Source organism: Mycetocola saprophilus (genome assembly GCF_000718085.1).
Taxonomy (GTDB): Bacteria; Actinomycetota; Actinomycetes; order Actinomycetales; family Microbacteriaceae; genus Mycetocola; species Mycetocola saprophilus.
Map to the genome: position 1 here is coordinate 1 of NZ_JOEC01000005.1, position 17,970 is coordinate 17,970.

Sequence of the window (17,970 nt, forward strand, 5' to 3'; positions counted from 1 at the left end):
TTGCGCTGATGGTACTGCAGGGGGGACCCTGTGGGAGAGTAAGTCACCGCCGGACTTCTTTACAACACATGTGTGTGTTGCAGGTTGAGAGCCCTGACCTTATGGTCGGGGCTTTCCTTGTTTAACAGCACTATTGTGGTGCTGGTGCTGGTGCTGGTGCTGGTGCTGGTTGTGGTGTGTGGTTGTTGTTGTGGGTCTTGCCTGGAGGGCGGGGCCTTTTTGTGTTTAACCCGTGCGGTGGGGTGGATGTTGTCGGGGTGGGTGCCTTGCCGGTGAGGGTGAGGCTTTTAGTGTTTAACCCAGGCTGTGGGGTGTGCTGCTGGGGTTGTGGGTCTTGCCGGGGAGCGGCAAGGCCTTTTGTGTTTAACACGGGGCTGTGGGGTGTGCTGCCGCGGCCGCTGGCCTTGCCAGGGAGAGGGATGGTCGCAGGCGGGAGACTCGGGACTCGGCACTGCAGACTCGGGACTCAAGCTCGGGGCTCGAGGCCTGTGGTGCGGGTTAGTGGTCGAGGCCGGAGCGGGCGACCAGGACCGCGATCTCCGTACGATTACGCGCACCGAGCTTGAGCTGGATGTCCTGCAGGGTCGACTTGACCGTCGAGTCGGCGATGAAGAGCCGGCGACCGATTTCCGCGTTAGAAGAACCATCCAGCAGGGCGAAGGCGATGTCGCGTTCGCGCGGGGAGAGCAGGCCGATAGTCTGTCGTGCCCGTTCCTGCGGGGCACCGGTGCCGCCGGCGCGAACCCAGTCGGCCAGATGATTGGCGCTGCGCGGTGACAGCGCGGTCTCGCCGCGGGAGACCCCGCGGATCGCGGTGGTAATCGCATCGGGGCCGTCGGACTTGAGGATAAAGCCCGCCGCACCCGCGGCGATTGCATCAACAACCCGCGGACCATCATCGAAGGAGGTCATCATCACAAACTGGGGAGGAACCGGGAGGCCCTGTGCGATCGTCACCGCGGCAACACCGTCGATGCCGGGCATCCGCACATCGATCAGGACAACATCGGGCCGAAGCTGCGTACAGGCGGCCATGACATCGGCGCCGTCCATCCGGGATCCCACCAGGCGGAGGTCCGCGGTGGCCGACAGGATGCTCTCGATTCCGGTGTGCACGAACGGATCATCATCGATCACAAGCACGTCAATGTGCTGAACACCCGAAGGATTTGAAGCGCTGCCTGAAGTCACCCCTTGATTCTAGGGCGTACATCCGGTGCCGGGAGGCTATCGAGGCCGGGGAGTGAGGCCCGTGACGCACGGGCGTTGGGCGCTCCCCGAGCTGCGCTGGTTCGTTAGGCGGGGATCGGGGCTGCCAGGGCATCGTGGGCGGCGGGCTCCGGGGGGATCCAGGGAAGCCAGGCATAGATACCGTAGACGCCGTTGTCGTCGGTACGGGCGGTGAGGGTGCCGCCCAGTAGCTGGGCGCGTTCGGTCATTCCGGTCACCCCGTGCCCGCCGCCCACGGACGTCGGGGTGAGGCCCTCGGGGGCGGGATTGGTAAGGGTGAGGGTGAGACCCGCCCCCGGGCCTCCGCGCAGCGAGAGCGAGACCGTCTGCCCCGGCGCGTGGCGCCGCGCGTTGGCCAGCGCCTCCTGCACGATTCGGTAGCAGGCGTGCGCAACCCGTGGGTCGCAGCCCGCGGCATCGGAGAGAAAAACATTGGAGACGATCCCGCCGGGGAGGGCCTCGGCGGCCTCAATCAGGTCGGGGAGATCGGCAAGCGAGGTACGCCCGGAGGTGATCCGAGCGCCCCGCGCCTGGGCCGGGTCACGCAGCACGTCCACCACATAGCGCAGATCGTCCAGGGAGCGCTGTGCGGACTCCCGCACCACGCTTGCGGCTCCGGCCAGGGCGGTGTCGCTCTCGCGGGCGTTGACCTCCAGGGCACCCGCGTGCAGGGACAGCGTGGACAGGCGCGAGGCCAGGGTGTCGTGGATCTCCCGGGCCACCTCCTGACGCTCCCGCTGCCGGGTGACCTCGTCGCTGAGGGTTGCTGCACTCTGCCGAGTGTCCTCAACCTCAACCAGCGCGACATCGCGCTCGGAGCGAGCCCGCAGGATCAACCCGGTCGAGACGAAGGGCAGCATGAGCAGAAAGACCGACAGCGGTACCGCCCAGGGCAGGGACGCCAGCACCGCCTCGGGCCCCGCGCCCCGTCCGGCAAACCCGGAAACCAGCGAGTTTGAGACCGCCTGCGAATCCCAGCGGGTCGCCACCCCACAGGCCAGGGCAACGGCCCCGGTCAGGATCCACACCCAGGGCCCGCGTCGGCGATGCAAGACCGATACCAGCGCGATCAGCGCGGGAATGGGGGTGGTGGGTAGCAAAATGGCGATGGCTGCGGCAATGGCGGTCACCAAATAGGGCCACCGGGTGCGCCAGACGAGAAGAATCGAAGCCCCGATCATCAGCAGGGTACCCACGCCGGCGGCCACCGCGATGCCGGGACTGGTCGGTGGAATTCCCCGGTCGGCATCGCCGAGGTGCTGGCCCAACGGGATGATCGAGAAGAAGATTCCGAGGGTCACCCAGACGGTGGTGACCAGCCCACGCAGAAACGCCCGTCCACGAGTACCGGCACCGGTGTGAACACGGATTGGCTGCGGCGCACCGGACGGCGGCAAGGGGGGCGGGGGAGTGGTCATGCACATCATCGTATGACAGCGGGCACCCTGCCCGCGGCCCCCGGGTGGCGGGAGTGTGGCGGGGTGGCATTCCCCCCGAACGGCGGGAGGGTTCGGCCCGTTTGGTGGGTGTGCGGTGATCGTCGCCGCTGGTTGGCTGGGAACCACAGCAAGACACGGCCCGGGTCGCCTCGACAACCGGTATCGCCGTCCCAGACACGAAGGACAGAATCACCATGAGTGCTCCGCAGAACACCCTCCCCGCCCCCGACAACTCGGCACCGAACGGTGCGGCACCGGCCAAGCGTCGGAACTGGTTCGCCCGTCACAAGGTCCTGACGGTTCTGGGCATCATCGCGGCCATCATCGTCATCTCGAGCATCGCCGCCGGGGGTGGCGGGAAGTCCAAGCCCGCTCCCGAGGGCAAGCCCGCGGCCGGGGCCCCCGCGGGGGAAGCAGGCGCCGGGGAAAAGCCCGCCGAGGAAAAGCCCAAGGACACGCTGCCCGGGATCGGTGAGGCGGTCACCGCCGGCTCGATGGAGTTCACCGTCACCGGGGTTGAGGAGGCGGGCACCACCGTGGGTGGACAGTACCTCTCGGCCACCGCGCAGGGGCGTTTTGTGCGTGTCGCGCTCTCGGTGAAAAATGTTGGAGACAAGCCCGAAACATTCCTGGTGAACTTCCTCAAGATCGAGGATGCCCAGGGTCGCAGCTTCAACGCGGACAGCAGCGCCACCATCTATGACACCAGCTCCGCCGACACCTGGATCTCCGAGATCAACCCGGGCAATTCAGTGACCGGATCGGTGATTTTTGATCTGCCGGCCGACGCCGAGCTGAAGACCCTGAGCGTGTCAAACTCGGTCTGGGGCGGGGCCAAGAAGATCGCCCTGGGCTAGGCCCACCACCCTCATTCCGGCCGTCCCTCGGGGCGGCCGGAATGTTTTCGGTCTGTAACGTTTGTGTTAACGACCACAAAAAACACTTGCTGTTAATTTGTTCGTAAGCTTTACTAACAAACATGACTCACGGAGTAGACACCGATCGCAACGCAGCGGTAGGACGCATGACCCGCGCCGGCGGCGGCCTGCGCGGCCTGCGCCCCACCGCCAAGGTGCTGCCCGAGCATGCCCGCAGCCACAACCGTTCACTCGTGCTTCAGCAGCTCTACCGCACCGAGGGCCTCAGCCGCGCGGACATCGCCCGCAGCACCGGTCTCACCCGGGTCACCATCTCCGATCTGGTGGGGGAGCTGATCGGCGAGGGGCTGATCACCGAGCTCGGCCAGCGCGAGGACGCGCGTCCGGGCAAACCCGCGACCCTGCTCGCCCTGAACGTTCACGCCTTCCACCTGATCGGGATGGACCTCTCCGACAAGGTGGCCTTCCACGCGGCCCGGTTCGACCTCGGCGGCACGATCATCGAGCGCATCTCCGCTCCCCGCGGCACCGCGGTGGGCGAGGACGCCCTGGAACTCGTCTATGCGCTGGTGGAGCGTCTCCTGCGCGATGAGACCTCACCGATTCTCGGCATTGGCGTGGGCAGCCCCGGTGTGGTCGACGGCGAGGGCCGCATCCGCACCGCCCCGAACCTCGGCTGGCACGACCTGCCCCTGCGTGATCTGCTGGCCGAGCGCTTCGAACTCCCCGTCACCGTCGCCAACGACGCCAACGCCGCGGTGCTCGCCGAGCACACCTTCGGGAGCCAGGACGCCGCGAGCGACCTGATCCTGATTCAAATCGGGGCCGGTGTGGGTGCCGGCCTGATCGTGGACGGTGCCCCGGTTTCGGGTAGCCGCTCGGCCGCCGGTGAGATCGGTCACGTTGTGGTGGGCACCGACGGCGGTCCGCGCTGTGCGTGTGGCAAGGATGGCTGCGTCGAGGCCTGGGTGGCAGCCGGTCGCCTGGCCGAACAGCTTGAGCAGGCCGCCGACCCCGCCGCCGCCGAGGCCCTGTTGGCAGCCGCCGGAGAGCGCCTGGGTATCGCCCTGGCCCCCGTGGTTGGCGTGCTCAACCTCTCCGAAATTGTCCTCAGCGGACCCACCACACTTCTCGAGGGCCCGTTTGCCGACGCGGTCCTTGAGACCATTCGTCAGCGCACAATCAGCGATATCCATGCTGAATTGACGCTGCGTATGACCGCGCTAGGCCAGGACATCGTCCTGCGTGGCGCGGCCGTTCTCGTCCTCTCCGGACAGCTCGGAGTTTCATAGCCGAGAAACACAACCGATCACATGATCACCTCGTCACACCAATTGTTTAAGGAACGCATCATGAAGAAGAAACTGGGAGTACTGGCCCTCGTGGCCGCGTCGGCCCTGGCTCTGACCAGCTGCGCAAGTAACGGCAGCCCCGGATCCAGCGAAGCATCCGATGCCAACATTCGTGTCTGGCTGGTGGGTACCGACACCCCCAAGGAAGCGCGCGAATACCTCGTCTCCACGTTCGAAAAGGAAAACCCCGGGTCAAAGTTGACCATCGAGGAGCAGTCCTGGACCGGCCTGGTGGACAAGCTCAACACCAACCTCTCCGGCAGCGACAGCCCCGACGTGGTTGAGGTCGGAAACACCCAGGCCGCGGCCTTCACCTCGGCCGGCGCCTTCCTCGACCTGACCAAGGACTTCGACGAGCTCGGCGGCAAGGACCTGCTGCCCGGCTTCGTGGAGGCCGGTAGCTACGACGGCAAGTTCTACGCCGCCCCGCTGTACTCCGGTGCACGCCTCGTCTTCTACAAGAAGGACGCCCTCGCCGCCGCGGGCCTGCAGGTTCCCACCACCCTCGCCGACTACGTCACCAACGGCAAGAAGCTCGCGACCGACAACCCCGGCAAGTCGGGCATCTGGTGGCCCGGACAGGACTGGTACAACGCCCTGCCCTTCATTTGGGAAAACGGTGGCGAGGTTGCCACCTTCAAGGATGGCAAGTGGTCCTCGGCCTTCTCGACCGAGAAGTCCCTCGAGGGTCTGAAGCAGGTTCAGGACGCCATGCTGAACGCCTCGCGCGCCCCCAAGGACGGCAAGGAAGACAACCCGCAGGTTGGTTTCTGCGACGGCACCAGCCTGCAGCTCTCGGCACCGAGCTGGGTCAAGTGGTCGATCCTGGCCAAGGCCGACTCGGAGACCCCGGGCTGCCCCGACCAGGAAGAAAACCTGGGCGTCTACGCACTGCCCGGTAAGGACGGCGGCGCCGCATCGGTCATGGCCGGTGGATCCAACATCGCCGTTTCGGCCAAGTCGAAGCACCCAGAACTGGCGGTCAAGGCGCTGAAGATCATCCTCAGCGACGAGTTCCAGACCATCTACGCCAAGGGCGGACTGGTTCCGGCCAAGCTGTCGCTGGCCAAGGAGCTCGGCACCGATGAGGTCGCCAAGGCAACCGCCGAGGCCGCCGCTCACGCTCGCCTGACCCCCGCATCGCCCAAGTGGGCCGATGTTGAGGCCGCCGGTGTGCTGCAGGACTTCTTTGTGAAGATCGCCCAGGGCGGGGATGTTGATTCCCTGGCCAAGGAGCTCGACAAGAAGATCGACGGCATCCTCAACGGCTAACGCCACCCGGATCGGCCGCACAGTCGCGGCCGATCCGCTCCCAGCTAGCCGGCCGGGGACCACACACCCCGGCCGGCTTCCCTCTCCCCACCCGCAACACCCCGCAACACCCCGGCGAACCCGATCGAATCCCCTTCCGGTCCCATCCCCACACTTTTTCAACGAAGAGAGTTTCAGATGTCTACCCTGAATAGCGCCCCACCGCGGGTGCCAGACGCGCCGGAGGAGGCCCCGGCGACCACGCCGGCGGGCGGCAAGGCGAACGCACGCGGCCGCTTTGGTGCCAAGTTCACCCCGTACTCCCTGCTGGTGCCGTCGATCGTGGTGCTCGGTGTAGTGATCGGTTGGCCGCTGATCAACCTGATCATCATGTCGTTCCAGAAGTTCGGCCGCGCCCAGGTGTTTGGTGCCCCGCCGGAGTGGATCGGCTTCGGCAACTACGCCAAGGTGCTCGGCGACCCCACCTTCTGGGAGGTCCTCGGACGCTCACTGCTGTTCTGCCTGGTCTGCGTGGTGATCACCATGGTGCTGGGAACCCTCATCGCGATGATGATGACCCGCCTCACCAAGTTCTTCCGCCTCCTGCTCTCGGTGGGTCTGCTGCTGGCCTGGGCGATGCCCGCGCTGACCGCAACCATCGTCTGGGGCTGGATCTTTGACACCGACTACGGTGTCATCAACAACGTTTTGGTGAACGTGTTTGGGCTGGACTTCCAGCAGCACTCGTGGCTGATCGATCCGGTGAGCTTCTTCTTCGTGGCCGCGATCATCGTGATCTGGGGCGCCGTTCCGTTTGTGACCTTCACCGTGTACGCGGGCCTCAGCCAGGTCCCCGACGAGGTGCTCGAAGCCGCCTCGCTCGACGGCGCCGGTTACCTGGCCCGCTTCCGGCTGATCGTGTTCCCGTACCTCAAGTCGATCTTTGTGGTGGTCACCATCCTGCAGATCATCTGGGACCTGCGGGTGTTCACCCAGATCTACGCGCTGCAGGGTATCGGCGGCATCAAGGAGCAGACCAGCACCCTCGGTGTGTACATTTATCAGACCTCGCTCGGTAGCGGAGAGTACGGCATCGGCGGTGCCATCGCCGTGATCACGGTGATCATCCTGATGGCCATCTCGCTGTACTACGTCCGTCAGAGCATCAAGGAGGAAGAGCTGTGACCAGCCAAACGGCCCTCGGCCCGACCCTGCGCGGGACCACCCCGCCGTCCAAGCGCGTGACCTCCGGTGCCCTGCGCCGGCGCAAAACCACCACGGTGGTGCTGAGCATTATCGCCGTGATTATCTTCCTGTGCGCGGTGTTCCCGGTGTACTGGATGATCAACACCTCCTTCCAGCCCAATAACGAGATCCGCTCGACCACGCTGCACTTCTGGCCGGATAACTTCACCCTGCGTAACTACTACACGGTGCTCTTTGAGCCCGGCCGGACCCCGTTCCTGCCGGCGCTGGGGAACTCGCTGATGGTGACCCTGCTCACGGTGACCGTGGCGCTGGTGTTTGCCTTCCTGGCGTCGCTCGCGGTGACCCGCTTCCGCTTCAAGAGCCGCAAGGCGTTCATCCTGACCATCCTGATCATCCAGATGATCCCCGCCGAGGCCATGATCGTCTCGACCTATCGGGTGCTGGATGGCTGGCACCTGCTCAACACGATCGCCGGTTTGACCCTGGTGTACGTGGCGACCGTGCTGCCGTTCACGATCTGGACCCTGCGCGGGTTTGTCAACGGCATCCCGGTGGAGCTCGAGGAGGCCGGCATGGTTGACGGGCTCTCACGTTCGGGTGCCTTCTGGAAGATCACCTTCCCGCTGCTCGCCCCGGGCCTGGTGGCCACCGGTGTGTTCGGATTTATCCAGGCCTGGAACGAGTTCCTGCTGGCCCTGGTGGTCAACTCCCGGCCCGACATGATGACCCTGCCGGTGTGGCTGCGTACGTTCCAGACGCTCACCGGAACCACCAACTGGGCCGCCATCATGGCCGGATCCACCCTCATGGCGATCCCGGTGATCGTCTTCTTCTTGATCGTTCAGGGCCGAATGACCAGTGGCCTGGTCTCCGGTGCCGTGAAGGGATAACCATGACCAACTCCTCCCTCAGCGCCGAGGTCCTCCGCGCCATTTCCGCGACCATGCTCCCGGGCTTTGACGGCCCCGAGCTGCCCGACTGGCTGGCCGCGCGCCTGCGCGCCGGCCTCGGCGGGGTGTGCCTGTTCTCGATGAACATCGAGTCCCCGAGTCAGCTCCGGGAGCTGACCGCGGCGATCCTCGATGCCAATCCCGACGCGGTTATCGCGATCGATGAGGAGGGCGGGGACGTGACCCGCCTGCACCACCAGACCGGCTCGCCCTTCCCGGGCAACGCGATCCTCGGCAAGCTGGGTGATCCGGTGGGTACCGAGGGTATCGCCGCCCGGGTGGGATACGAGCTCGCCGATGCCGGGGCCACGATGACCTTCGCCCCGGATGCCGATATCAACTCCAACCCCAACAACCCGGTGATCGGCACCCGCAGTTTCGGCACGGACGCCCACGCGGTGGGTGTCCACACCGCCGCCTGGGTGCGCGGGGTGCAGGGCCGCGGCATCGATGCCAGCACCAAGCACTTCCCCGGCCACGGCGACACCGAGAACGACTCACACCTGTCGCTGCCGGTGATCGACCGCTCGCTCGAGGAGCTGCGCGAGCGCGAGCTGATCCCGTTTGTGGACGCCATTGCCGCGGGCACCAACACGATCATGACCTCGCACATCATGCTGCCGCAGGTGGATCCCGAGCACCCGGCCACCCTGTCCCGCACGATCCTGCAGGACCTGCTGCGCGGCGAGCTGGGCTTCACCGGCGTGATCGTCACCGACGCGCTGGATATGACCGGCGCCAGCGGTAAGACCGGAATCCCCGAGGCCGCGGTGCGTGCGCTCGCCGCGGGTTGCGACCTGCTGTGCATCGGCAGCAACAACACCGATCCGCAGATGGGGGAGATCGAGGCCCATGTGGCCGCGGCGATCGAATCCGGTGTGCTGCCCGCCGAGCGGGTACTCGAGGCCGCCGAGCGCCTGCGCGTGCTTGCCGACCGCGGACGCACCCTGCGGGCCGAGGCCGCCTCGCAGCCGATTCCCGACACCGCCTGGCCGACCCCCGCCGCGGTGGCCGCGACCTTCGATGTACTGCCCGGGGTTTCCCTGCCCACGCCGAGCCCCGAGGCGCCGGTGCACGTGGTCACCGTCGAGGGGGTCCCGAACATTGCCGTCGGACCGCTGCCCTGGGGGCCGCACGCGGCCCAGACCGCCGAGGCGCGGGACGCGGGGCTGATCTTCCACCTGGTGGACGGCACCGACCTCTCGGGCGCCGTGGCCGAGATTCCCACCGGCGTGCCGATCGTGGTGCTGGGACAGAACAACCACCGCGGGGAGCGGGTGCAGGCGGTGCTCGCCCTGCTGCGCGAGCGCGGCGACGCCCCCACCACCGTGGACATGGGTTGGCCCGCTCCCGACCGCGCCGACGCGCAGATCGCCACCCTGGGTGCCTCGCGCCTGGCCGGGGAGGCGTTCCTGGAGCGCTGGCTCAGCGGTGGTTTCGCGGCAGAAGAGGTTCCGCGATGAGACTGGGGATCGATGTCGGCGGCACCAAAACCGCCGCGGTGGTCCTCGATGACAATGATGTGGCGGTCGAGGAGCTGACCCGCCCCACCGGCTATGGCCGCGACCAGGTGCTCGCCTCGGTGCTGGAAACCAGTGCCGAGCTGGCGCAGCGGGTGGGCCTCACCGCCGACCGCTTCGCCTCGATCGGGATCGGGATCCCCGGGGCGGTCAACGCGCAGATCGGCCGGGTCGAGCACGCGGTCAACCTGGGCCTGGACCGCTTCGATCTGGGCAGCGAGGCCGCCGCGCGGCTGGGCACCCGGGTCTCGGTGGAGAACGATGTGAACGCCGCCGCGGTGGGTGCCTACCGCTATGTGGCCACCACCGGGGGCGACACCTCCCTGGGCACCGACGGGCTCGCCTACCTCAACCTGGGGACGGGACTGGCCGCCGGAATCGTCCTCGACGGACACCTGCGTCGGGGCAGCTCGGGGGTGGCCGGGGAGATCGGCCACATCCCCGTGGATCCCGGTGGAGTGATCTGCTCCTGCGGCCAGCGCGGCTGCCTGGAAACCGTGGCCTCGGGCTCGGCGATTGCCCGCCAGTGGCCGACCACCGGTACCTCACCGGTCCACGATATGATGGCCGCAGCGGCCGCCGGAGATCCGGTTGCCGGTCGGATTCGTGCCCTGCTTTTTGAGGGGGTAGCAACCGCCGTTCGCATCCTCACGCTCAGCGTGGATGTGCGCACGGTGGTGCTGGGCGGAGGCGTCACCAGCCTCGGCGAACCCCTGTTGTCCGGCGTGGATGCGGTGCTAAACGAGTGGGCCGAGGCCTCCCCGTTTATCGCCTCGCTGCGCCTGGGTGAACGCATCCGTGTGATCCCCAGAACCCACCCGGTGGCCGCCGTTGGCGCCGCCCTCATTGGAGTTTCAAACAGTGTCTGAAGTATTCGTTGTATCGGGACCGGCCGAGGCCGGGGAGTACGTAGCCGAAATTCTGGCCCGTGCCATCACCACCAATCCGGAAACCGTGCTGGGCCTGGCCACCGGTTCCACCCCACTGCCGATCTATGCGGCGCTCGCCGAGAAGGTCCGGACCGAGGGGATCGACGTGTCCCGGGTCAGCGGATTCGCGCTGGATGAGTATGTGGGCATCGATCCCACCCATGAGCAGAGCTACCACCACGTGATCGACGCCGAGGTGACCCAGACCCTGGGCCTGGACGCATCGCGGGTGCACGTGCCCTCGGGCAACCCGGAGACGCTGGAGTCGGCCGGGACCGCCTATGAGGAGTCCATTCGCGCCGCCGGTGGGGTGGACTGGCAGATCCTGGGGATCGGAGCCAACGGGCACATCGGCTTCAACGAGCCCGGCTCCCCGCTGGACTCGCTGACCCGTCGGGTTCCGCTGACCGAGCAGACCCGCGAGGACAACGCCCGCTTCTTCGAGACCATCGACGAGGTGCCGCGACACGCCATCACGCAGGGTGTGGGCACGATTCTTCGTGCCGGGCACCTGTTCCTGCTGGCCTTCGGCGCGCACAAGGCCGACGCCGTGGCGCGCGCGATTAACGGGCCGATCAGTCCCGAGATTCCCGCCTCCGCCATCCAGTCGCATCCGCACGTGACGGTGCTGCTGGACGCGGCCGCCGCCGCCGGTCTGGCCCCCGCCGATTACACCGTGGTCGAGGGTGCCGTTTCCGCCGTGTAAACTAGACACATAACCACGAATTAGCTGTTTCGGTGGACATAGCAAGAGGGAAACGCCCGGTCACATTCCGAACCCGGAAGCTAAGACTCTTTGCGCCGATGGTACTGCAGGGGGGACCCTGTGGGAGAGTAGGACACCGCCGGACTTATAATTCGAAGCCCCGTGACTGGATTTCCAGTCACGGGGCTGGTTTGTTTAACCGGCACATCTGGTCGAGATGGATGCTCAGCGCTTCGGTGCGGGTGGCCTTCCCGGTGAGCAGGCTGGGATCCGCGGTTATCGTCTCGCCGAGTGGTGCGCCGCATCGCCGAGACCTAGCGGGCAGGTGCCGGGACGCTCTCTCCGGAGCGTTCGGCCAGGCCGGTCTCGACGTAGTAGTCGGTGATGTGATCGTGGATGACCGTGCGAGCCAGCTCCACGTTACCGGCGGCGATCGCGTCGGTCAGCTCGCGGTGTTCGTGCCGCAGGCGGTTGGCCGTGGCCGGCCAGGACGCCAGCCCGGGCAGACCCGACTGCACATAGGCCTCGATCGAGCTGCGCAGGCCCGCCATCGTCGCGGTCAGCACGTGGTTACCCAGGGCCTCGGTGAGGGAGAGATGGAACTGGGCGTCCAGCGTCAGGAATTCCTCGGGGGTCAGGTTGGCCGAATCCATCGCGCTGAGCAGGGTGCGCGGAACCGTGAGCGCGCGATTGTCGGGGTTGCCGGCCAGGCGGGAGACGGTTTCGGTCTCCAGAATCAGACGGGTCTGCACGATATCGTCCACGCTGAAGCCCTGCGCGGCCACCTGCAGGCGCATCAGGGCCGACATCCCGCCGCCGGGAAGCGCCACGATGATCGCGCCGGAACGGGGGCCGGATCCACTCGCCGTGCGGATCAGCCCGAGCACCTCAAGCACCCGCAGGGCCTCGCGCACGCTGGAGCGTCCCACGCCGAGTTCGGCGGCCAGGGCGCGCTCGCCGGGGAGGTGATCCCCGGGCTGGAGTACGCCGGAGAGCAGATCCTGTTCGATCCGTTCCAGCACAATTTGCCATGCCCGCGCTTCAACCATTTCCGTGCCCCTCACGTTATTCGCGCGCCATTGCGCTCGTATGTGGTCAGACCACAAAGACTAACATGAGCCCCGAGGTTGTGATGCATTCGATTAAAAAGGTTATCGCGCGGTTACCTAGGAGCGGAGGACCACGTTCTCCACCGGTTCGCCCGCGAGTAGGTGCCCAATCTGGCGGTGTACCAGGGCCGCCATCCGCGACATCATCGAGGTGGCCGCCCCGCCCAGGTGCGGGGTGATCAGCACGTTGGGGAGCGTCCACAGCGGGTGATCGGCCGGCAGCGGTTCGGGATCGGTCACGTCCAGTGCAAAGCGCAGCCGTCCGGACTCCGCCTCGGCCAGGGCCGCCGCGGTGTTCAGAACCGGTCCGCGGGCGATGTTCACCACCAGAGCCTGGTCCGGCAGCGCGGCCAGGAACGCGGCATCGGCGAGGTCACGGGTGTCCTCGGTGAGCGGGACGGCCAGGATCACGATCTCGGCGGTGGGCAGCAGCTCCGGGAGATCGGCGAGGGCGTGCACCGGGCCGTACGCGGATTCGCGGGCCGAGCGCGCCACCCGGGTGATGCGCGTCTCGAAGCCGGTCAGGCGGGCCTCGATCGCCGCCCCAACCCCGCCGTAGCCGACGATCAGCACGTTCCGATCCGCGACGCTCGGGGTGGTGGACCCCTGCCACAGTCCGGTCTGCGCGTTGCGCACCGACCGGGGAATGTCGCGCTGGGCGGCGAGCAGCAGGGCCAGGGTCAGCTCGGCGGTCGCGGTCTCGTGCACGGTGGCGGCATTGGCGTAGACACGGCCGGGCGGCAGCGTGCCCTCGACACCGTCGTAGCCGATGGACTGGCTCTGGATCAGCGTGGTGGTCACATCATCGATCCCGGGAAACTTCACGTTCGGCGCAATATACGGGGCAACCAGCAGGTCGATATGCGCCGCCGGGGCCGGAGTTTTCAGATCCCATTCGAGCACCCGTACCCCGTCGGGCACCTCACCAATCGCCTTGAGCAGGGTCTTTCCGGGCACGGTAACGGTGAGTGTGGGGGAGGTCATGCATCCACCCTAGGGGTGTCGGCCGCGGAATGAAACGTCATGTTTGCCCGTTTGTTATTTTGCGGGGTTAGGGTCAAGGAAATACCTGAAAACCAGCATCCCGCGGGAGGAAAACCATGACGGCAGAGCACGTAAACATTGGTCATTCGGATCTCAGCATCGCCCCGATCACGCTCGGCGGCAACGTGTTTGGGTGGACCGCGGATGAGCCCACCTCGCACCGGATCCTCGACGCATTTGTGGCCGGTGGCGGCAACTTCATCGACACCGCCGACGGCTATTCGGCCTGGGTTCCCGGGCACACCGGCGGGGAATCCGAATCCGTGATCGGCAGCTGGCTGGCCGCCCGTGGTCGCCGTGACGACGTGGTCATCGCGACCAAGGTCAGCACCAAGCCCGACCGCAAGGGCCTCGCCCCCGACAACATTCGCCTGGCCGCCGATGAGTCCCTCGCCCGTCTGGGCACCGACCACATCGACCTCTACTACGCCCACTTCGACGACGAGAGTGTGCCGCTGGCCGACACCGTCGGCGCGCTGTCCGAGCTGGTAGACGCGGGCAAGGTGCGCTCGATCGGCATCTCGAACTACTCGGCCGATCGGATCGACGAGTGGCTGGAGATCGTGGCCCAAAACGGTCTGCACGCCCCGGTCGCCCTGCAGCCGCACTACAACCTGGTGGAGCGCGATTTTGAGGGTGCGCTGCGCGAGCGTGCCGAGAAGTACGGTCTCTCGGTGTTCCCCTACTTCGCGCTGGCTCGCGGATTCCTGAGCGGTAAGTACCGCCCGGGCGTGGAGATCGACAGCCCGCGCGCGGGCGACGCCGTCAAGTACCTCGACGAGCGTGGACTGCGCGTGCTCGATGCGCTGGACGCGATTTCCGCCGCCCACGACACCTCGGTGGCCGCCGTCTCGCTCGCCTGGCTGCGTCAGCAGCCCACGGTGGGTGCGCCGATCGCCAGCGCTCGCTCGCTTGAGCAGCTGCCTCCGATCACCGACTCGCTGAAGATCGAGCTGAGCGGCGAGGAACTCTCCCTGCTCGACACCGCGAGTACCCCGGCCGCCTAGGCATTATCGCCAACACCAAACGGGCACCCGGAAGTCGGGTGCCCGTTTGGTGTGTGCGTCCTCGGAGGTGGCATCCGCGGGGATGCCTCGGGGCCGTGTGCCCGTCTGATGTGCGGCGCTAGTTGCGGCGTTCACCGCTTCGCGGGGGAGCCTCGGCCGGGTGCCTAGCCGGTGCGCTGAGCTAGTCGCGGGGCTCGCGGCGTTCGCGGGGGAGCTTGGGCAGGGTGATCGGGGAGGTGGCGGCCAGCTCATCGGAGAACTCGACCGATTCCGGCTCCCCGGGGCTGCTGAGATGCGTGACCTGCAGACGCCAGGTGTAATCGGGGTGGCGATGGATGCGCAGGTTGCGGGCAAACACCATCCACGCGAGCCCGATCAGCGACGCCAGGACCGAGACGCTTCCGGCCACCAGCAGTGCCAGCCGCGGACCCCAGGCGTTGGCGATGGCGCCGATGATGGGTGCCCCCACCGGGGTTCCACCCATCAGGATTGCCATATAGAGCGCCATGACCCGGCCGCGCATACCCGCGTCGGTGGTGGTCTGGACGTAGCCGTTGGCGGTGGTGAGCATGCTCACCGAGGAGAATCCCATCAGGATCGTCGCCGCGGCAAACGCCGGATAGCTGGGCATCACCGCACACAGCGCCGCCGAGAGCCCGAATCCGCCGGCCGCCAGGATCACAACCCGCATTCGAGCGCGTGGACGACGGGCGGCAAGGAGCGCTCCGGTGAGCGAGCCGATCGCCAGGATCGAGGACAGCAGCCCGTACTCACCCGCACCCTCACCAAATTCCACCGCCATCGTGGAGGCAAAGATCGGGAAGTTGAGGCCGAACGCACCCACCAGGAGCACGATCACGAAGATCACCACGAGGTCCGGGCGACCCTTCACATAGCGGAAACCGGCACCGAGCTGTCCGCCGCGGGAGGCGCGCTTGGGCCGCTTGCGCAGCTCGTTCAGACGCAGCTTATTCAGGACCGCGATCATCGCCAGGAACGTGAAGGCGTTGATCACAAATACCCAGCCCGAGCCGACCGCGACGATCAGCAGACCGGCCACGGCGGGACCGAGCATCCGGGCCGCGTTGAACGAGGCGGCGTTCAGGGCCACCGCGTTGGACATGTTGTGCTCGTCCACCAGGTCGGACACGAAGGTCTGGCGTGCGGGGGCGTCGATCGCGTTGACCAGGCCCAGTAGCAGGGCGAAGAGGTAGAGGTGCCACAGCTGGGGATGGCCGAGGATCAGCAGGAGGCCGAGGGAGAGACCCAGTAGCGCCAGCGCGCTCTGGGTGCACAGCAGGATCTTGCGCCGGTCGAACCGGTCGGCAATCCACCCGCTCACCGGCACCAGCAGGAGCTGCGGACCGAACTGGAGCGACATTGTCACGCCCACCGCCACGGCATCGTTATGGGTCAGATCGGTCAGTACCACCCAGTTCTGGGTGGTGGACTGCATCCAGGTGCCGACATTGGACACCAGGGCTCCGATAAACCACAGCCGATAGTTGTATCCGGACAGGGAGCGAAACATTGCACTCACGCGGTCGCGAGCCTCCTCATGATCTCGGCGGCGCGGGTCAGGGTTTCGCGTTCCTCGGGGGAGAGGTCGCGCAGCCGGGTATCGATCCAGGCGTCGCGCTGGACCACCGTGCGTGCGACCATGTCATGACCCTCGGGGGTCAGGCTGATCAGCACGCGTCGGCCATCTGTCGGATCCGCCGCGCGCTCCACATAGCCGCTGCCCTCGAGGCAGTTGACCGTGCGATTCATCGACGGCGGGGAGACCCGTTCGTGTTCGGCGAGGCCGCCCAGGGTGTGTGCACCATGCCGGTAGAGGCAGGCGAGCACCGAGAACTGGCCGTCGCTGAGTTCGTTATCGGCCTTCTCCGCGCGCAGTCGGCGGGAGAGGTGGAGAACGCCCTGGCGGATCTGAGTCGCATCCAGGTTCGGGTCAATCGTCATAGATCGTTAGCATAACTCATTAGTCTTGCTAATGAAATAAGGGTGGAGGCATTCCCAGCGAATCACTAGTCTGAGGGAATGAGCAGCGCGGAGAAGGACAGCCCGATCGACCCCACCGGTGCGCGTGTGGGGACCCTCACCGATGCCGACGGTATTGTCGTCTACACCTATACCTGGGCGGCGAAGGATCCTCGCGCGATCATCCACCTCGCCCACGGGGTTGGCGAACATGCGCGCCGGTATGCGGCGCTCGCCGAGGAGCTGGTGGCCGCCGGCTATACGGTGGTGGCCGACGACCATCGCGGACACGGGCGAACCGGCCTGGAGGCGGGTGGACTCGCGGATCTGGGACCCGGGGCGGTGCGCGGGGCGATCCGCTCGCTGCGCAGCGTGGGGGAGTCCATCGCCCGCGAGTATCCGGGGATCCCGCTGGTTCTGCTGGGACACAGCTGGGGCTCGCTGATGGCTCAGAAACTGGTCAACACCACCACCATCTACGACGCCGTGGTGCTCTCGGGATCGAGCCTCGCGGTGCCCGGGGTGCTGAACTCCGGCGACCTCAACAGGCCCTGGCGTGGCCCGGAATCCACCGGGCTGGAATGGCTCAATCGCGATCCCGAAGCCGGGGCGGCGTTCCGAGCGGACCCCCTGAACTTCGACATCGCCGAGAAGCCCGCCTGGAACCTCTTCCAGGCGATCGGGCTGCTCGGGCGGCCGCCGCGCCGGATGCCGCGGGACATTCCGATGCTGATCCAGGGCGGCTCGGCCGATTCCCTGGGCGGGGAGCGCGGCCTCACCAAGCTGGATGCCGCGTACCGCAATCGCGCCAAGCTGAGCGATGTGACCCTGCATGTCTATCCCGACGCCCGGCACGAGATCTACAACGAGCTCAACCGCGAGGAGATCATCGCCGACCTGATCCGCTGGCTGGATTCGCACGTGCTGGCGGCGGGTTAGCCCACACAGGGGCGCGAAACGGACGGGCAGTGGCCCGCCGGCAGCGTCACTCTGCGCGGCGGGGCCTGGTAGCTGCGGCCGGGAAGCCGGGCCGGGGCTAGTCGGTGAAGGTTGCGCCCGGGGCGAAGGCTACGAAGTTGGCGAAGGCGTGGCCCACGCGCTCCTCGGCGCCGTCATAGGGGTTGGGGTAGCTCCAGGCGCCGTCGCTGATGCGGGTTCCGTCGGGGGTTACCACGTCGAAGTACTGGCACACACCCTTCCACGGGCAGGTGTAGGGGGTGGGGCTCTTTTCGAGCGTGCCCGCGGCGATCGAGGCGGGCGGGAAGTAGCGGTTTCCCTCGATCAGGACGATGTCTTCGGGGGCGGCGTCGGCAATGACGGCACCGTTCACGAGAGCCTGCATGGTGTTCTCCTTTGTGTTGTTGAT

Annotated in this window: 17 protein-coding genes and 1 rRNA gene; 11 read left to right on the plus strand and 7 right to left on the minus strand. The window is 66.8% G+C overall.

The genetic code is table 11. The features are described from left to right. Window positions 1-498: 498 nt before the first annotated feature. The gene (locus IE92_RS0115065) at window positions 499-1,191 is read right to left on the minus strand and encodes a response regulator (protein WP_081864187.1); all 693 of its coding nucleotides are present in this window, start codon (window positions 1,189-1,191) and stop codon (window positions 499-501) included. A 104-nt stretch (window positions 1,192-1,295) separates the two neighbouring features. Then, complete coding sequence (locus tag IE92_RS0115070; protein WP_030149331.1) at window positions 1,296-2,648, minus strand: sensor histidine kinase; 1,353 nt, start codon at window positions 2,646-2,648, stop codon at window positions 1,296-1,298. Between the two features lie 215 nt (window positions 2,649-2,863). On the opposite strand from IE92_RS0115070, the gene IE92_RS0115075 reads away from it, so the two are divergent. From IE92_RS0115075 to rrf, 9 genes are all read left to right on the plus strand, one after another. Further along, window positions 2,864-3,526: a DUF4352 domain-containing protein gene (locus IE92_RS0115075; protein ID WP_030149332.1), complete on the plus strand. Its 663-nt coding sequence runs from the start codon at window positions 2,864-2,866 to the stop codon at window positions 3,524-3,526. A 167-nt stretch (window positions 3,527-3,693) separates the two neighbouring features. Next, entirely contained in the window at window positions 3,694-4,839 is a 1,146-nt protein-coding gene (locus tag IE92_RS0115080; protein WP_030149333.1) for an ROK family transcriptional regulator, read from the plus strand. A gap of 60 nt (window positions 4,840-4,899) precedes the next feature. Beyond that, window positions 4,900-6,171, plus strand: coding sequence for an extracellular solute-binding protein (locus IE92_RS0115085; RefSeq protein ID WP_030149334.1), 1,272 nt, complete (start codon window positions 4,900-4,902; stop codon window positions 6,169-6,171). Between the two features lie 177 nt (window positions 6,172-6,348). Continuing rightward, window positions 6,349-7,335 carry a carbohydrate ABC transporter permease gene (locus tag IE92_RS0115090; RefSeq protein WP_030149335.1) on the plus strand — a complete coding sequence of 329 codons (987 nt, stop codon included), beginning with the start codon at window positions 6,349-6,351 and terminating at the stop codon, window positions 7,333-7,335. Window positions 7,336-7,430: 95 nt separating this feature from the next. Continuing rightward, a complete protein-coding gene (locus tag IE92_RS0115095) occupies window positions 7,431-8,249 on the plus strand; it encodes a carbohydrate ABC transporter permease (protein WP_370581458.1) in 819 nt (272 codons plus the stop codon). A 2-nt stretch (window positions 8,250-8,251) separates the two neighbouring features. Continuing rightward, window positions 8,252-9,772 (plus strand): glycoside hydrolase family 3 protein, encoded by a 1,521-nt coding sequence (locus IE92_RS0115100; RefSeq protein WP_030149337.1) that lies wholly within the window; start codon window positions 8,252-8,254, stop codon window positions 9,770-9,772. Further along, window positions 9,769-10,698: an ROK family protein gene (locus IE92_RS0115105; RefSeq protein WP_030149338.1), complete on the plus strand. Its 930-nt coding sequence runs from the start codon at window positions 9,769-9,771 to the stop codon at window positions 10,696-10,698. The genes IE92_RS0115100 and IE92_RS0115105 overlap by 4 nt, the downstream gene beginning before the upstream one ends. After that, the gene (locus tag IE92_RS0115110) at window positions 10,691-11,464 is read left to right on the plus strand and encodes a glucosamine-6-phosphate deaminase (RefSeq protein ID WP_030149339.1); all 774 of its coding nucleotides are present in this window, start codon (window positions 10,691-10,693) and stop codon (window positions 11,462-11,464) included. The genes IE92_RS0115105 and IE92_RS0115110 overlap by 8 nt, the downstream gene beginning before the upstream one ends. A 28-nt stretch (window positions 11,465-11,492) precedes the next feature. After that, window positions 11,493-11,609, plus strand: a 5S ribosomal RNA gene (rrf, locus tag IE92_RS0115115). A 169-nt stretch (window positions 11,610-11,778) separates the two neighbouring features. On the opposite strand, the gene IE92_RS0115120 is transcribed toward rrf, so the two are convergent. Continuing rightward, window positions 11,779-12,513: a FadR/GntR family transcriptional regulator gene (locus IE92_RS0115120; protein WP_030149340.1), complete on the minus strand. Its 735-nt coding sequence runs from the start codon at window positions 12,511-12,513 to the stop codon at window positions 11,779-11,781. Window positions 12,514-12,630: 117 nt separating this feature from the next. Continuing rightward, complete coding sequence (locus IE92_RS0115125; protein ID WP_030149341.1) at window positions 12,631-13,557, minus strand: NAD(P)-dependent oxidoreductase; 927 nt, start codon at window positions 13,555-13,557, stop codon at window positions 12,631-12,633. A gap of 116 nt (window positions 13,558-13,673) precedes the next feature. On the opposite strand from IE92_RS0115125, the gene IE92_RS0115130 reads away from it, so the two are divergent. After that, window positions 13,674-14,624, plus strand: a complete 951-nt coding sequence (locus IE92_RS0115130; RefSeq protein WP_030149342.1) for an aldo/keto reductase — start codon at window positions 13,674-13,676, stop codon at window positions 14,622-14,624. Between the two features lie 181 nt (window positions 14,625-14,805). Here IE92_RS0115130 and IE92_RS0115135 read toward each other — a convergent pair whose 3' ends face one another. Together IE92_RS0115135 and IE92_RS0115140 are read right to left on the minus strand one after the other, a co-directional pair. Further along, entirely contained in the window at window positions 14,806-16,155 is a 1,350-nt protein-coding gene (locus tag IE92_RS0115135) for an MFS transporter (RefSeq protein WP_051702026.1), read from the minus strand. Between the two features lie 5 nt (window positions 16,156-16,160). After that, window positions 16,161-16,586: a MarR family winged helix-turn-helix transcriptional regulator gene (locus tag IE92_RS0115140; RefSeq protein ID WP_030149344.1), complete on the minus strand. Its 426-nt coding sequence runs from the start codon at window positions 16,584-16,586 to the stop codon at window positions 16,161-16,163. A gap of 78 nt (window positions 16,587-16,664) precedes the next feature. Between IE92_RS0115140 and IE92_RS0115145 the strand changes: the two genes are divergently transcribed. After that, window positions 16,665-17,543: an alpha/beta hydrolase gene (locus IE92_RS0115145; RefSeq protein WP_030149345.1), complete on the plus strand. Its 879-nt coding sequence runs from the start codon at window positions 16,665-16,667 to the stop codon at window positions 17,541-17,543. Window positions 17,544-17,640: 97 nt separating this feature from the next. On the opposite strand, the gene IE92_RS0115150 is transcribed toward IE92_RS0115145, so the two are convergent. After that, window positions 17,641-17,946 carry a DUF427 domain-containing protein gene (locus tag IE92_RS0115150; protein WP_030149346.1) on the minus strand — a complete coding sequence of 102 codons (306 nt, stop codon included), beginning with the start codon at window positions 17,944-17,946 and terminating at the stop codon, window positions 17,641-17,643. Window positions 17,947-17,970 lie beyond the last annotated feature (24 nt).

Coding starts and splice junctions, on each gene's coding strand:
- IE92_RS0115070 (WP_030149331.1), bottom strand. CDS start 2,648: ATGACCACTCCCCCGCCCCCCTTGCCGCCGTCCGGTGCGCCGCAGCCA.
- IE92_RS0115075 (WP_030149332.1), top strand. CDS start 2,864: ATGAGTGCTCCGCAGAACACCCTCCCCGCCCCCGACAACTCGGCACCG.
- IE92_RS0115080 (WP_030149333.1), top strand. CDS start 3,694: ATGACCCGCGCCGGCGGCGGCCTGCGCGGCCTGCGCCCCACCGCCAAG.
- IE92_RS0115085 (WP_030149334.1), top strand. CDS start 4,900: ATGAAGAAGAAACTGGGAGTACTGGCCCTCGTGGCCGCGTCGGCCCTG.
- IE92_RS0115090 (WP_030149335.1), top strand. CDS start 6,349: ATGTCTACCCTGAATAGCGCCCCACCGCGGGTGCCAGACGCGCCGGAG.
- IE92_RS0115100 (WP_030149337.1), top strand. CDS start 8,252: ATGACCAACTCCTCCCTCAGCGCCGAGGTCCTCCGCGCCATTTCCGCG.
- IE92_RS0115105 (WP_030149338.1), top strand. CDS start 9,769: ATGAGACTGGGGATCGATGTCGGCGGCACCAAAACCGCCGCGGTGGTC.
- IE92_RS0115120 (WP_030149340.1), bottom strand. CDS start 12,513: ATGGTTGAAGCGCGGGCATGGCAAATTGTGCTGGAACGGATCGAACAG.
- IE92_RS0115125 (WP_030149341.1), bottom strand. CDS start 13,557: ATGACCTCCCCCACACTCACCGTTACCGTGCCCGGAAAGACCCTGCTC.
- IE92_RS0115130 (WP_030149342.1), top strand. CDS start 13,674: ATGACGGCAGAGCACGTAAACATTGGTCATTCGGATCTCAGCATCGCC.
- IE92_RS0115135 (WP_051702026.1), bottom strand. CDS start 16,155: ATGTTTCGCTCCCTGTCCGGATACAACTATCGGCTGTGGTTTATCGGA.
- IE92_RS0115140 (WP_030149344.1), bottom strand. CDS start 16,586: ATGACGATTGACCCGAACCTGGATGCGACTCAGATCCGCCAGGGCGTT.
- IE92_RS0115145 (WP_030149345.1), top strand. CDS start 16,665: ATGAGCAGCGCGGAGAAGGACAGCCCGATCGACCCCACCGGTGCGCGT.
- IE92_RS0115150 (WP_030149346.1), bottom strand. CDS start 17,946: ATGCAGGCTCTCGTGAACGGTGCCGTCATTGCCGACGCCGCCCCCGAA.